The organism is Anabaena sp. CCY 9402-a (assembly GCF_963920945.1).
Taxonomy (GTDB): Bacteria; Cyanobacteriota; Cyanobacteriia; order Cyanobacteriales; family Nostocaceae; genus Trichormus; species Trichormus minutissimus.
Map to the genome: position 1 here is coordinate 60,725 of NZ_CAWUDL010000006.1, position 13,606 is coordinate 74,330.

The window sequence follows — 13,606 nt, forward strand, 5'->3', positions numbered from 1 at the left end:
TACTCATTACTCATTACTCATTACTCAACGCCATTTGAGTAAATTTTTGAGTTTTTGACACCATTTAGCTACCAAAGATGGACGCTGAGTTTTATACTTGACCTGTGAAAAAGAAGTGGCTGTGGGGATTTTACCTTCTAGCTGTGCGGCTTTATTCAAATCTGATGCGGCTCTGTATTCATAGCCTAATTGAGAGCAAACGAATCCACGATATTTATAAGCTTCAATATAGCGGGGGTTGAGGCGAATTGCTTGGGTAAAGTAGGCGATCGCTTCTTGATATTCTCCTTGTCCTACGCTCTCCACACCATAGTTATAGAAAGTTTCCCCATCAAAGCGATTGACTGATACGTTTGGCGCATTTTTGGGTGCAGTTGCAGCAGGCGGTGTCACAGTGGGACTTTCTGACTTGAGCAGATTGTAAGCAGCGTTGATTTGTTTAATTTTGGCCTCTGCTTGCTGTTTTTGCTGTGGATGAATAAAGCGATCGGGATGCCAAATTTTCACTATTTGACGATAAGCTCGTTTTATCTCTACCTGCGATACACCAGGTTTTAACCCTAGAATTTCATAAGCATGATTAATATCAAGACAATCGCGCATACAGAGAAATAGAAGTAGATAAATCTATGTTAACTATTCCAGTCAATCCTCTTCAATCTACTCAAACACCTCACAGTGGATACCATTGGGACGGGAGTGGTCGCCGTTTTTTTGAAGGCTGGTATTACCGCGTCACTTTGCCAGATTGTGGTCAGACTTTTGCTTTTATGTATTCCATTGAAGACCCCATTGGCGGTCAACCCTACAGTGGCGGTGCGGCGCAAGTCCTGGGTGTGAATGATGAATATCTCTGTCGGATTTTTCCTGATGTGACTAAATTTTGGGCTAGTCGAGATGCTTTGGCTTTGGGTCATTGGGGTAAAACTAACCTCAATAGCCAACCCCTCTACCTGTTACCATCAGAGTTTGCACAATATGTCCAAGAAGGTTATCAAGCTACTGCAAATTTGAATCAGGGATTTATGCAAGATCCTGCTACTGGTTTTTATTGCCGTTGGGAGTATGAAATTCAGCCTGTATATGGCTGGGGTAATCAAAATAGTATTCAGCAATCTACTGCTGGCTGGCTGTCGTTTTTACAGATTTTTGAACCAGGATGGCAGATTTTAATGGCTCATGGCTTGGCTAGTGGTTGGATTGATTGGAATGGCAAAATTTATCAATTTCAGAATGCGCCAGCCTATGGGGAAAAAAATTGGGGTGGTGCTTTTCCCCAGAAATGGTTTTGGTTGAATTGTAATAGCTTTGATGGCGAACCTGATTTGGCGTTAACGGCTGGCGGTGGTAGACGGGGTGTGTTGTGGTGGATGGAATCTGTAGCGATGATTGGGTTGCATTATCAAGGCCAGTTTTATGAATTCGTCCCCTGGAATGCCAAAGTAGAGTGGGATATTCAACCCTGGGGTAGATGGCAAATGAAAGCAAAAAACCTAGATTATGAGATTGAATTAACCGGAACTACTCATCTACCCGGTACACCCCTGCGTGCGCCGACAGCAAAAGGTTTACAATTTTGTTGTCAGGACACTATGCAAGGAAAGCTGACTTTAGAGTTACGACAAATAAGGGGTACATCCCCTCTAGTCATTCTCAAAGCAGACAGCTATCTTTGTGGGTTAGAAATTGGCGGCGGTTCTTGGAACAATTTTTGGCAGTCCACCTAAAACTACTGCTATCATTGTATATGCTCCGTAGTTGGGGCTGTAGCTCAGTTGGATAGAGCGAGCGCCTCCTAAGCGCTAGGTCGCCGGTTCGAGCCTGGCCAGTCCCGTCATCAACAACTCATTGCATCAAGCTAGCGATCGCAATTCCTATCTCCGGGATGATCGCTGAGTTTTGCATATCTATAGTTGATATGTGCTTAACTGCATATTAGCGTAGATCGCAAAGGGATGTTTGGGTGAGTTTGCCAATATTCTTATTTTTCTGATCTCATAGACACAATCATCAGACGAAGTTTTAGAGCCTTGAAGAATAATCTATTGTTTAGAGGTAAGTCATTTCAATTTGCAGTGGTTGTTCTACCACTACTAATTTGGTTGGGATATCAGGAAGTACAAAACAATATTGAAAAACCCGAAGCAGTTATTGTTTTAGGTGGCTCAACCAAGAACCTAGAAAGAGAAAAATTTACTGCCAAATTTGCCAGTCAGTATCCAAATTTACCAATACTGATTTCTGGCGGTAGTCCACCTGTCTTTACCAAACGGGTGTTTAATAAGGCTGGTATTAATCCTCAACGTTTACATTTAGACTATGAGGCAGTAGATACCGTTACAAATTTTACTACATTAGTAGACGACTTACAAGCACGCAAGATTAAGAATGTTTATTTAATCACCTCAGATTTTCATATGCGCCGCGCCTGCGTAATTGCTGAGATAATTTTGGGTAGTAGGGGAATTAAGTTTAAAGCGATACCAGTACCGTCCCAAACACCACCTGAACCTATTGAAAAATCTATTCGTGATGGAGTTAGATCGTTAGTTTGGGTAGCTACTGGTTACACAGGTGCGGAAGAAGTTAAACATCGGCGGTGAGAAATGCGGTATGAAAATGTTTCTAGGGACTAAGTTAGAATTATCCGAACTCATAACTCAGCATCGGCTAAACGCCGCGCTACCGCTAACAGCACTCATTACTCATTACTCATTACTCATTACTCAGCACTCATTACTCCTAAATTGGAATCAGGCTGCGATTTCTTGCACCAGAACATAGGGCTGGATGATCAGGGTTTTAAATCGCTTTTCGCGATCGCAATTCCATTCTCCCACTTGAGTGACTGAAGGCTTAGTAATTAATTGACGCTCAATCCATTGTTCGACAGATGAGGTATTATCAGTTGCGATCGCTTCGCCTACATTGAGCAAATCTAAGTCTAGCGACACCAAAATAACCGCTTCTCTTTGGACATGGGGAATCAGCCATTCCCACTCGGCTTCGTCTAATATTTCTGATAATTCCTTTCTTACATCTGACATGATTTGCTGTTTTTTGCGTGTATATGTTGATTTTACAATAATGTGGAATTTGTCATTGAGAAGACAATAGAAAAAATAACTATTCCCTAAACTTCTGACTTCATAGCATTAATTTCAAACAACGATACAATTACTCCAGTAATTGGAATCGACAAAAAAATCCCCAATAATCCTGCAACTCTTGCACCTACTAACAGAGCGAAGAATACCACTACAGGATTAAGATTTAATGTTCCTTGCATAACGCGAGGGGCAATTAAATTATCTTGGATTTGTTGAAGAATTATGCAAGCTATTAAAACTTTTAATGCTAACCAAACATCTTGAGATAAAATAATCAAAGTAATTACACTCACTCCTAAAGTTGCTCCTATACCTGGAATAATATCAAGTATCCCTACTATCAAAGACAGAAGTAAAGCGAAAGGGACATTAAATAATATAAAAACAATAAAACTTGCACTAGTTAGAAATAAAGTTAATAGTAACTGACCTCGAAAAAAACCTAAGAAATTCCGGCGCAGAATATTTGTAAATCTTCCACGATGCTGATTAGGTAAAAATCTGAGAATGAATTTCCACAATTTTTCACCATCTAGCAACATAAAAAAAGCTACAACAGCAATTATGATAAAAGTGACAAAATTAGACAGCAATTGTTGTAATATAGTTAGGCTTGTGACTAAAGTTGATATTGCTTGATTTCGTAATTGCTCTTGAATTATACTTAAGTCTATTTGCAAATTACGATTACGCAGAGTTTCTTCAATTCTTTCTAAGAAAGGTAATAAAGAAGTTAAAAAATTAGAGATACTGTCTATTAATTGTTGCCCCTGAGATACAACTGCCACACCAATAGTAATTAATAGTCCACTCAGAAATATTATGCTAACTATAAAAACTATAACAACTGCTATACCGTGGGGCAAAAAATGCTGCAACCACTTGACAGGATAGCTGAGTAAAAAAGCCAAAATAGTGGCAAACGTAAAAATCACAATTACTGTTTGAAAGTATGCTAAAAGCTGGACTAAAGCCCAACCAGCAGCGACTAATAGTAAAAAGCGTACTATTAAGGAATTATTCAGACGATGCCAAAAAGTTTTGGCTTCAAATCCACGCATAATAGTTAGTCATGCCTAATTTTTGAATATTGAGTTTTAATCTACAAAAGTTAAAGCAGCGATCGCTACTTTCTGGGAGCATATGTTCTAAATATTTTACTCAACGCCCTAAATCGTGCATTTGGTTAATGACGGCGGCACATTTTTGTGTTACACGTTCCAATTCTTCTTTATTGGTAGAACTGGGGGTATCAATTAAATTACCAATTCTTACCGTGAGGGGAACTGCACGCGGTAAGGATGAGCCTGGTTGTAAAATTTTCTCCGAACCCCACAAACATACAGGTAATATAGGGGCCTGTGCCTTAGCAGCTAACAGTGCTGCACCGCGTTTTGGGTCACTAATACGGCCATCGGGGGTACGCGTTCCTTCTAAGAATACGCCAACAGCCCAGCCATTATTAAGATACTCTAGAGCTGCGCGGATAGCATTGCGATCGGCACTTCCCCGACTTACTGGGTAAGCACCATACAATTTAATAGCTTGTGCCAGAACTGGGACATCAAATAATTCTTCTTTAGCCATGTATGCTACTGGACGCGCAACACAATTCGAGACAATCGGCGGGTCAAAGTAACTGGCATGATTACTGACAACTAGCACAGGGCCTGATTGAGGAACATTTTCCACACCATAAATCCGTCCCCGAAAGTAAGCATGAAGCATCGGACTGACTACCGACCACTTGAAAGCATGGTAAAGAGCTAGACTAATAAACGGTTCGCGAGTTCGAGACATAGGGGATTGGGGATTGGGGATGATTGGGGATGATTGGGGATGATTATGAGGGAAAACGGTAAAGGTAAAGGTGCAAAGGGATTAGATTAATTATTTTCCCCTTTGCTCTTTTCCCCAGTCACCAGTCCCCATTCCCTAATTTGGTAATTCAGCAGCGTTACGGATGTTTTCTAAGATTAAATCAGTTGTGCTGCGTTTAATCAAACCAGTTAGCACGTTACCAGGGCCGATTTCTACTACTCTTTCAATACTATTAGCTGGTAGTTGTAAAGCAATTTCTCGCCAGCGAACTGAACCTGTCATTTGTTGGCTGAGGCGTTGCTTTAAAATTTCAGCATCAACGGCGGGTTCTGGCTGGACGTTCGATGATACTGGTACTTTAGCTGATTGAAATTCTACAGTATCAAGAATTTTTTGAAAATCATCTGCCACATTTGCCATCAGATGCGAGTGGAATGCTCCCGAAACTTTCAGGGGGATGGCACGTTTAGCTTTAACTTGAGACATGACTGTTTGTACTGCCTCTGGAGTGCCGGAGATGACTACCTGTGCTGGACTGTTATCATTTGCTAAAACTACATCAGGATTTTCAGCCAGTACCTTTTCTAGTTTTTCACGGTCAAAGTTCATCAAAGCCGCCATCATTCCGCCTGCGGCACTATCCATGAGTTCGGCGCGTCGCTTGACTAACTCTAATCCGGCTGACCACTCAAACACACCCGCAACGTAAAGGGCAATGTATTCTCCCAAACTGTGACCAGCAACTAAATCTGGCTGGTGTCCTTTTTCCCGGATGAGGTCAGCTAAGATACTTTCTACTACGTAAAGACAGGGCTGAGTGTAGAGTGTCTTTGATAACTTTTCTTCTTCGTTTTGGCAGATTTCTGTTACAGACCAGCCTAAGATTGACTCAGCTTGGTCAAACTTGGCTTTGGCCTCTGGTATATCTAATAAGTCTGTTCCCATTCCCAGTGTTTGAGAACCTTGTCCGGGAAACACCCATGCAGTTTTAGTCATTGGTCAATCGCTTCACTCAAATTCAAAATTCGTCTTGAAAATTTGAGCCACTGCGTTGGCCGGGTTTCCCGGCTTGTAGCAAGTGGCGTTCCTAAATTGGGAAACCCGCCTACAGAACTTTTGTCTGCGACACGCTACGCGTAGCGTATCCGTAGGATTCACTCTGGAGGGGTACGCAAATTAAAAATAAAGAATCCAATTTTTTAATTTTTAATTTTTAATTTTTAATTGTTTATCTTCCCCATTGGAAAATTGCTGCACCCCAGGTTAAACCTGCTCCAAAGCCGGATGCAGCTATGATGTCATTGGTTTTTATTTTGCCTTCCCGCACTGCTTCATCTAAAGCTATGGGAATGGAGGCGGCGGAGGTATTACCGTAATTAGCCAAATTGCTGATTACTTTGTGGTCAGGAATATTGAGGCGTTGGGCAACGGTATCAAGGATACGTTGATTGGCTTGATGCAGTAACAACCAGTCTATTTGGTCAACAGTGAGATTAGCTGCAAATAATGCCTTATCAATGATTTCCGGCACTTTTTGGGCGGCGAAGCGGTAAACTTCTTTGCCGTTCATGGTGATGGGTTGATAAGTGCCTTGAGTAACATTTACGCCGGGAATGATTTCTTGGGGAGTACCTTGATAAGCTAAGTTGAGGTAGTGGTTTTGAGTACCATCACTTTTGAGGGCAAATCCTAATAAGCGATCGCTATCATTGGCTTGCAATACAACTGCACCAGCCCCATCACCAAACAATACGCAAGTGCGCCTGTCTTGCCAATCTACCCAACGAGAGAGGACATCTGCTCCGATCAGCAGTACATTTCGATATGCGCCTGTTCTAATGTATTGGGCGGCTGTGACTAGCCCAAATACAAAGCCAGAGCAAGCTGCTGTGAGGTCAAAAGCTACTGCTTGGGTTGCACCTAACTCAGCTTGAACTTTACACGCGCTACCAAATAAGTCATCTGGGGTGGAAGTTGCCAGCAAGATTAAATCTAAATCGCCTGGTGTAATTCCGGCTGAGGCGATCGCTTGAATGCTTGCAGCAGTGGCCAGACTACTTAAGGAATCTGTGGAATTTGCTAACCGTCGCTGCCGAATTCCTGTTCTGGTAGTAATCCACTCATCTGATGTTTCCACCAGTTGGGTGAGTTCTTGATTGTGAAGGGAAGTTGCTGGTACTGCCGAACCACTTCCTGTTATTGCTATACCTAAGTTTTGCACTCCTATTCTCCCAAGCTATCAGCTTTTAGTCATCAGTCATCAGTCATTAGTCATTAGTCTGATGCTGCTAACCAATGACTTCTTGCTAGCTGTAATTGCTAGTCTTGTGGCTGATTGCTAACTACTCTCACTCTGTAGCATCTCATATTGGGATTGCAGTTGTTGCATTACTTTATTGTCTACAGCTTCTTTAGCCATGCGAATGGCGTTAAATACTGAAGGGGCTTGAGAACTACCATGACCGATTAAACAAACTCCTGATACCCCTAACAGCAAAGCACCACCATGCTCGGCATGATCCATGCGCTGCTTAATGCGCTTGAGATTGGGTTTTAAAAGAGCTGTTCCAATTTGACCGTGTAATCCTTGAGGCAATTCTTCCCGTAAGATTTGCAAAATTACCCCACCGATCGCTTCAGCAAATTTGAGTAAGATATTACCGACAAAGCCATCACAGACAATCACATCGAACTCGCCGGAAAGTACATCTCGTCCTTCAGCATTACCAATAAAGCTAATGTATGGATTTTCCCGCAACAGTTCATGAGTCCGTAGGGCTAATTCATTGCCTTTAGTCTCTTCTTCGCCAATATTCAACAAACCTACTTTGGGTTCATCCGTACCTAAAACATACTGACTATAAATCGAACCGATGACGGCAAACTGTTCTAAAAACTTGGGACGGCAATCTACGTTTGCACCGACATCAAGTATTAAGACTGGTTTACCCGCTTTGATTGTAGGAAACACTGTACCAATGGCTGGACGGTCAACCCCTGGCAATCTTCCAAGACGGAGTAAGGCTGAGGCCATCGCTGCCCCAGAGTGACCAGCAGAGAATACCGCGTCTGCCTTTTGCTGCTTTACCAAATCCATCGCCACATTAACAGAGGCCTTGCGTTTGCGTCTGACCGCATTTAAAGGCTCTTCATCCATTGCGATCGCATCCTCAGCCGGAATGATTTCCACTCCTTCCAAATTGGTTTTTGGAGGCAAGGCAGCTTTAATTTTTTGGGGATCACCCACTAATAAAACTTTCACGCCTAATTCTTCACTGGCTCGCACCGCGCCAGTAACGATTTCACCGGGAGCATGATCCCCTCCCATTGCATCAATTGCTATCCGCACGCCAGTCGATCCCATTGCTCAGAGCTTCTAGAAACCTTACAAATTTTACCAGATGGCTTTGCTGAAAAAACTTAACTTTCTCGCTGCCGAATTACTGCTGTAATTTTTGCAACAGCTTATCACAGTAAGCCCACGATAGCATGAATTATTGGGGAATGGGGCATGGGGAATGGGGCAGAAAAAATTCAAAAGATGATTTCTTATCTCCCCTGCTTCCCCTGCTTCCCTACTCCCTACTCCCTACTCCCTACTCCCTAGTTCTCCAGTACCCAATTAACCAGCATTCTTACACCGAAACCAGTTGCACCAGTGTTGTTATAGCCATTATCTTTATCTGCCCACACTGGCCCGGCAATATCTAGATGCGCCCAGGCGGTATCTTTGACAAATTGTTTGAGGAACAAGGACGCGGTGATTGAACCACCAGGACGAGGCCCGGTGTTTTTCATATCCGCAATACCAGATTTAAGCCCGTCAAAATATTTTTCTTCCATTGGCATCCGCCAAATTTTTTCGCCTGAGCTTGCCGATGCTTGTTCTAGCTGGGTAGCTAAAGCATTATCTGGAGTGTACAAACCGGCGATGTCGTCACCCAAAGCAATGACACAAGCACCAGTTAGGGTAGCTAAATCTACGATCGCATCTAATCCTAATTTGTCGGTAAAAACTAAGGCATCTGCAAGGGTCAAACGTCCTTCAGCGTCAGTGTTATTCACTTCAATTGTTTTGCCGTTAGATGCTGTGAGGATGTCTCCTGGGTGCATGGCATGACCGCTAATCATGTTTTCAGTCACAGCCGAGATAAAGTGAACTTCTGCGTCTGGTTTGAGTTGAGCGATCGCTTTGGCTGCGCCTAAAGTAGCGGCTGCACCACCCATATCGATTTTCATGGTTTCGATCCCGCTACCAGCACCTTTAATGTTGAGTCCGCCGGAATCGAAGGTTAAGCCTTTACCCACAATTCCTAGTTTGCGCTTGGGTGTACCTTCTGGTTTGTAGGTGAGGTGAATGAATTTTGGGGGTAAATCAGAAGCCTGCGCCACTCCCAAAAAAGCACCCATGCCTAATTTTTCACAGTCTGCTTGTTCCAAAATTTCGATTTGTAACCCGTGGTCTTGGGCAATTTGTTGGGCAATTTCTGCCATCGTAATGGGTGTAACTGTGTTGGCTGGGGCGGCGACTAATTCCCTTGCCAAGATAACCCCGGAAACTATTTGGTTGGCTTTGGTAATTGCTGCTTCTTGTCCAGCAAATCCTAGAAATTCGATGGTTTCGACTCGTGAACCTTTATCTTCTGGATCTGATTTAAAGCGATTATCTTGGTAAAGTCCTAGCTGCACACCTTCGGCTAGTGCTTGTAAAGAGGCGGCTGGATCATTATTCCACAAGGGGAAACTAAAGCCCAAAACTTTGCTTTTCTGTTTTTTGGCAACTTTTCCTACCACCGCAGCCGCACGTCTGAGAGTTTCTAATTTGAGGTTATCGGCTTTGCCTAAACCCACTAAAATAATTTTTTTAACTGGGCTAGCACCACTAACACGGCTAAAAATGGTGCTGTTGGCTTTGCCTGTAAATTCTTCTTCGGCAATTATTTCTTTTAAAATGCCGGACAACTTCTCATCTAATGTTGCCAGTTCCCCGGTTAACTCTACTGCTTCTTCAAATAATGCGATCGCGAGGGTATCTCCTGCCCACTCTAGCAAGGGCTTGTCACTTAGTTGAATGGCCATTTTTGAATTTTGCGTAAACTTACTTCTTGTATAAGTATTGCTCAAAATTTTTCGAGTGAGAGACTTGGGAAGGAGAAGGAACTGATGACTGTGGGGCATATAATTGAGAATATACTCAGACCTTCTGCAAATTTTGAATTCGGAGCGAAGCGACGTGACTCAAGCTCTATCATCCAAACAACGGGCAGAAGTGTTCTATCCTAGTTCTGACGGTGAACCTGTGGCAGAAAGTTATGCCCACCTGTGCGTTTTGCTGGCAACTCTAGAAGTTCTGCGCCAGTATTTACAAGGACAACAGGCAACAGTCCTGGCTAATCAGTTTCTCTACTACGCTCAGGGTTTCCCTAAGTTGCGAGTTGCACCAGATGTGATGGTAATTTTTAATGTCGCGCCTGGTGGTCGAGATAATTACAAAGTCTGGGAAGAAGGGGAAGTTCCATCTGTAATTTTTGAGATGACTTCAGCCGGGACGAAAAATCAGGATCTGGAATTTAAGAAGACTTTGTACGAGCAACTGGGAGTCAAGGAATACTGGCTATTTGACCCCAAAGGTGAATGGGTGAAGGGGCAGTTACAAGGCTATCGCTTACGGCAAGATATATATGAATTGATTACAGACAATCGCAGTGAACCTTTGGGGTTGCGGTTGCAAGTGGAAGGAGAATTGATCGGTTTTTATCGGGAAGATACAGGTGAAAAGTTACTGAATCCGACAGAACAGGCGCAAGCACTACGAGAAGCACAGCAGCAGGTAGAGCAGTTAAAACAGCGTTTACTATCGCTCGGTGTTGATCCTGAGCAAATCGAATAACTAATCAATATCAAATTTTTTGGCGATCGCAGTCATAATTTCTTGCTCTACTGGTGTAGTCTGATTGTCTAGTTGGGCAATTCTTTGACACTGTGCTAGTAAGGGTATGGCAAAATCCCGATCTAGTTGGTTGAGTAGCTGATCTAAGGGTTGGGGTGATTTGATATTTTTCTCAATGGCCGATATGGAAGTTGGACTGAGGTTGGCGGCTTGTAGTTGGGGTAAGATTTCTTGCCAAGTTTTTTCGGGGTGACTGGCTAGAATCATGCGGACTAATATTTTATCCATGACTGCTTGTTGAGCGATCGCAGTTTCTAGGTATTTTTCGCTTTCTGCTTTTAAAGTTGCCAGTGTTTGCGGCGATTCTAATGACACTGATTCATCTAGTTTGGCTTCGTAAAAACGACAAGCGGCATATCCTAAAGAATAACTCATGGTGGCATTGGCACTAGCTGCGATCGCTGCTCCAGCAAAGGGGACGTTTCGCAATAAAACTAGTCCGGCTGCTTTCAGGAGGCGATTTCCACCTAAACCTAAACCAAAAATTGTTAACAGTTCACCTTTGCGGCTAGAGTCTTTTAAATCTAAGCCATAGGCAGCAGCAATTTGATATAACATTTCTGTCTGCAACTTCATTGTCGCCGCCAAGTCAACTGCTAACAGCGCGGTGGCGACTCCTGGCAAAATACTACTTGCTAAACCAATTCCCCCGGCTTTCGTGGCTTTTTCCATCATGATGCGGTGGGCTATTTGCCTGGGGGATTCTTTGGGGTTTTTCTGTTGGATTTTTTTGACCGCAGTTGCTGCTTTTTCTAAATCAACACTGTCACTAGCACCAATCAGCCAATTGAGATTTAAAAAGCCTGATATTCTTCTAATCAGCCAATTTTGCTCAATATTATTGATGACTTTGCCTGTGATTTGAGTTGCTTGTGCAAATAAATTATGGGTGGTTTTTGCGGTTGCTGTTCCTACTCCAACTGCTTTATTTAGAAATATTTTGCCTGTGCTGCCAAAATTCTCTATCAGGGATGTTTGATTTTTATCTGCTGCTGATTTTGGATTTGTGGGTGAATCAACTGTTTGATTGATATTGTTTTTTCTAGATTGAATCTCGTCTGACATTGGTAAGTATTAGCCTGGTTACAACTTCTCTTTTTCGGTTGTAATTAACTATTACCTTGTTTGACATCTTCCAATCAGCATAAAGTTTTTAAAATGCAAATATAACCCCGTAGGGCGTAAGAAAAGTATTTTATCCTTTTCTACGTCCCTGGGTTAAGTAGTTGTTCGAGCAAAAAATCTTGATATAAGACTTTATTGCTCGCGTGTTAGAGTTTCACTTACAGTTGACCAAACAAAAGATGATTGGTAAAACTATTTAGACTGCGCGAGTACCCTGTTTTTCACTTTCTGGTCTGTTAGGATCTGGATTAGTATATCCAAAACCACCAGTAACTTCTTGAAGGTTGCTGTCATTGATTTTATTTAACAGCGTAGATGCTTGCTCTAGTCTGCTTGTTGTTGTGGTTTTTTGTAGTTTCATATTAGTTCCTTAATCTTTACGGAAGGAATACATCTGATTCCCCTATGTATCTTCCTCTTTGAATATGTTGTTTTCGGAAAATCTGAAAATTTTATCTAAATGTTATATTCAGTTTCCAACCCGATGTAAATTGGAAACCCTTGTTATCCCATAAGGTTTTCTAGATTTGCCTAACATGATTTTTTTGGCAGTACCCAGAAAAATATAAGGTTTTTGAAACTTAAGTCGTAATTTTTTAAACGGCAGAAAATTTTTAAAGTGAGTTTGCTAATTGGTTGGATGATAAATTTTGTAAGCCTTTGCTATTTCCATAGGAAATTGTGTATTATCGGACAGGTTTTTGATCTCTAAAAAGTTATGAGACTGAAGAATTTCATAGAGATTTACACCTTCTTCTAATAAGCAGGCGTGTCCACTTTCCGGTAGGACTAAAGTTCTGCTATTGGGTATGATGTTGGCTAGGCGTTGGATTTCGCTAACAGAAGGTAAAAGGCGATCGCTAGCACCGGCAATTAATAAAACGGCTTGTTGAAGAGAACGCAACTTATTTTCATCAATACTAAATTCTCTCAACATGGATACTCGCCAATTCACTGTCTCTGGTGGTACAGAACGCATGGTTTTTAGCAGTTCATGTCTGACATTTCGCGAGATTCGGGGTAAAGATGCTAAAAATGGTAACAAACCCAGTGCGCCGATATCGTAAAAGCATCCTGGGACTAAGTGCATTAGTTGAGATGACCAATCTAACCACGGCCTCAGTCCAAAGGCGGATGCTGGGTTAATTAAAATTATGCGTTTAAATAATTGTGGGGCTTGGATGGCTACTTTCATCGCCAAGCAACCGCCAAAGGACTCACCACATAAATAAACTGACCTCTGAGAACTTTTCTCTAATTCCGCATGGATTAAGTCTAATACGTTACTGGTGAGTGCTTCCCAAGTCGTCAAGTCTTGACGGGGTATTGCCAAACACCGGACATCAAAGCCAACTTCTAATCCTGCTGTTTGCGATCGCAATAGTTGACCAGTTCCATCCATTCCCGGCAAATACACAAATAGCGGGTATTCTGGCTTAACTTGTCTAGGTGTGAGAAAACACGGCTTTAGTTCAACTTCTGGCATTGTGGCAAAATTTTAGTCACGTGATCGTTTTTATTCAGCTTTACCCCAGAAAAATCCAAAATTCTACATAACTAGGACAATAAAAGGGTTGAAGCGCAGTCGTCAAAGTTAAAT

General features: G+C 42.3%; 14 protein-coding genes and 1 tRNA gene. 4 read left to right on the forward strand and 11 right to left on the reverse strand.

The window, feature by feature from the left end:
• Positions 1–24 precede the first annotated feature (24 nt).
• Positions 25–603, reverse strand: a complete 579-nt coding sequence (locus ACM0OR_RS03985) for a J domain-containing protein (protein WP_323264817.1) — start codon at positions 601–603, stop codon at positions 25–27.
• 26 nt (positions 604–629) lie between these two features.
• Here ACM0OR_RS03985 and ACM0OR_RS03990 point away from each other — a divergent pair, with 26 nt between their 5' ends.
• From ACM0OR_RS03990 to ACM0OR_RS04000, 3 genes are all read left to right on the forward strand, one after another.
• On the forward strand, positions 630–1,727 hold the full coding sequence (locus ACM0OR_RS03990) for a tocopherol cyclase family protein (RefSeq protein WP_414575084.1): 1,098 nt from the start codon (positions 630–632) through the stop codon (positions 1,725–1,727).
• 33 nt (positions 1,728–1,760) lie between these two features.
• A tRNA-Arg gene (locus ACM0OR_RS03995) sits at positions 1,761–1,834 on the forward strand.
• A gap of 241 nt (positions 1,835–2,075) precedes the next feature.
• Positions 2,076–2,603 (forward strand): YdcF family protein, encoded by a 528-nt coding sequence (locus tag ACM0OR_RS04000; protein WP_414575085.1) that lies wholly within the window; start codon positions 2,076–2,078, stop codon positions 2,601–2,603.
• A 150-nt stretch (positions 2,604–2,753) separates the two neighbouring features.
• On the opposite strand, the gene ACM0OR_RS04005 is transcribed toward ACM0OR_RS04000, so the two are convergent.
• From ACM0OR_RS04005 to ACM0OR_RS04035, 7 genes are all read right to left on the reverse strand, one after another.
• Positions 2,754–3,047 carry a DUF2288 domain-containing protein gene (locus tag ACM0OR_RS04005; protein WP_190696968.1) on the reverse strand — a complete coding sequence of 98 codons (294 nt, stop codon included), beginning with the start codon at positions 3,045–3,047 and terminating at the stop codon, positions 2,754–2,756.
• Positions 3,048–3,133: 86 nt separating this feature from the next.
• Complete coding sequence (locus ACM0OR_RS04010) at positions 3,134–4,171, reverse strand: AI-2E family transporter (protein WP_414575086.1); 1,038 nt, start codon at positions 4,169–4,171, stop codon at positions 3,134–3,136.
• Between the two features lie 100 nt (positions 4,172–4,271).
• Positions 4,272–4,910, reverse strand: a complete 639-nt coding sequence (locus ACM0OR_RS04015) for a lysophospholipid acyltransferase family protein (RefSeq protein ID WP_323264814.1) — start codon at positions 4,908–4,910, stop codon at positions 4,272–4,274.
• A 135-nt stretch (positions 4,911–5,045) separates the two neighbouring features.
• Positions 5,046–5,927, reverse strand: a complete 882-nt coding sequence (fabD, locus tag ACM0OR_RS04020) for an ACP S-malonyltransferase (RefSeq protein WP_414575087.1) — start codon at positions 5,925–5,927, stop codon at positions 5,046–5,048.
• Between the two features lie 232 nt (positions 5,928–6,159).
• The gene (locus ACM0OR_RS04025; protein ID WP_414575088.1) at positions 6,160–7,152 is read right to left on the reverse strand and encodes a beta-ketoacyl-ACP synthase 3; all 993 of its coding nucleotides are present in this window, start codon (positions 7,150–7,152) and stop codon (positions 6,160–6,162) included.
• Positions 7,153–7,269: 117 nt separating this feature from the next.
• Entirely contained in the window at positions 7,270–8,295 is a 1,026-nt protein-coding gene (gene plsX / locus ACM0OR_RS04030; RefSeq protein WP_414575089.1) for a phosphate acyltransferase PlsX, read from the reverse strand.
• Positions 8,296–8,534: 239 nt separating this feature from the next.
• Entirely contained in the window at positions 8,535–10,010 is a 1,476-nt protein-coding gene (locus ACM0OR_RS04035; RefSeq protein ID WP_414575090.1) for a leucyl aminopeptidase, read from the reverse strand.
• A 154-nt stretch (positions 10,011–10,164) separates the two neighbouring features.
• Between ACM0OR_RS04035 and ACM0OR_RS04040 the strand changes: the two genes are divergently transcribed.
• Complete coding sequence (locus ACM0OR_RS04040; protein WP_414575091.1) at positions 10,165–10,821, forward strand: Uma2 family endonuclease; 657 nt, start codon at positions 10,165–10,167, stop codon at positions 10,819–10,821.
• Here the strand turns inward: ACM0OR_RS04040 and ACM0OR_RS04045 are convergent, their stop codons facing one another.
• From ACM0OR_RS04045 to ACM0OR_RS04055, 3 genes are all read right to left on the reverse strand, one after another.
• Positions 10,822–11,946, reverse strand: coding sequence for a hypothetical protein (locus ACM0OR_RS04045; RefSeq protein WP_414575092.1), 1,125 nt, complete (start codon positions 11,944–11,946; stop codon positions 10,822–10,824).
• 256 nt (positions 11,947–12,202) lie between these two features.
• Entirely contained in the window at positions 12,203–12,367 is a 165-nt protein-coding gene (locus tag ACM0OR_RS04050; protein ID WP_414575094.1) for a hypothetical protein, read from the reverse strand.
• A 267-nt stretch (positions 12,368–12,634) separates the two neighbouring features.
• Positions 12,635–13,492, reverse strand: coding sequence for an alpha/beta fold hydrolase (locus tag ACM0OR_RS04055; protein ID WP_414575095.1), 858 nt, complete (start codon positions 13,490–13,492; stop codon positions 12,635–12,637).
• Positions 13,493–13,606 lie beyond the last annotated feature (114 nt).

What these genes read in the sequence shown, in the direction of transcription:
- ACM0OR_RS03985 (WP_323264817.1), bottom strand. Translation starts at nt 603, where the DNA reads ATGCGCGATTGTCTTGATATTAATCATGCTTATGAAATTCTAGGGTTA.
- ACM0OR_RS03990 (WP_414575084.1), top strand. Translation starts at nt 630, where the DNA reads ATGTTAACTATTCCAGTCAATCCTCTTCAATCTACTCAAACACCTCAC.
- ACM0OR_RS04005 (WP_190696968.1), bottom strand. Translation starts at nt 3,047, where the DNA reads ATGTCAGATGTAAGAAAGGAATTATCAGAAATATTAGACGAAGCCGAG.
- ACM0OR_RS04010 (WP_414575086.1), bottom strand. Translation starts at nt 4,171, where the DNA reads ATGCGTGGATTTGAAGCCAAAACTTTTTGGCATCGTCTGAATAATTCC.
- ACM0OR_RS04015 (WP_323264814.1), bottom strand. Translation starts at nt 4,910, where the DNA reads ATGTCTCGAACTCGCGAACCGTTTATTAGTCTAGCTCTTTACCATGCT.
- fabD (WP_414575087.1), bottom strand. Translation starts at nt 5,927, where the DNA reads ATGACTAAAACTGCATGGGTGTTTCCCGGACAAGGTTCTCAAACACTG.
- plsX (WP_414575089.1), bottom strand. Translation starts at nt 8,295, where the DNA reads ATGGGATCGACTGGCGTGCGGATAGCAATTGATGCAATGGGAGGGGAT.
- ACM0OR_RS04035 (WP_414575090.1), bottom strand. Translation starts at nt 10,010, where the DNA reads ATGGCCATTCAACTAAGTGACAAGCCCTTGCTAGAGTGGGCAGGAGAT.
- ACM0OR_RS04045 (WP_414575092.1), bottom strand. Translation starts at nt 11,946, where the DNA reads ATGTCAGACGAGATTCAATCTAGAAAAAACAATATCAATCAAACAGTT.
- ACM0OR_RS04050 (WP_414575094.1), bottom strand. Translation starts at nt 12,367, where the DNA reads ATGAAACTACAAAAAACCACAACAACAAGCAGACTAGAGCAAGCATCT.
- ACM0OR_RS04055 (WP_414575095.1), bottom strand. Translation starts at nt 13,492, where the DNA reads ATGCCAGAAGTTGAACTAAAGCCGTGTTTTCTCACACCTAGACAAGTT.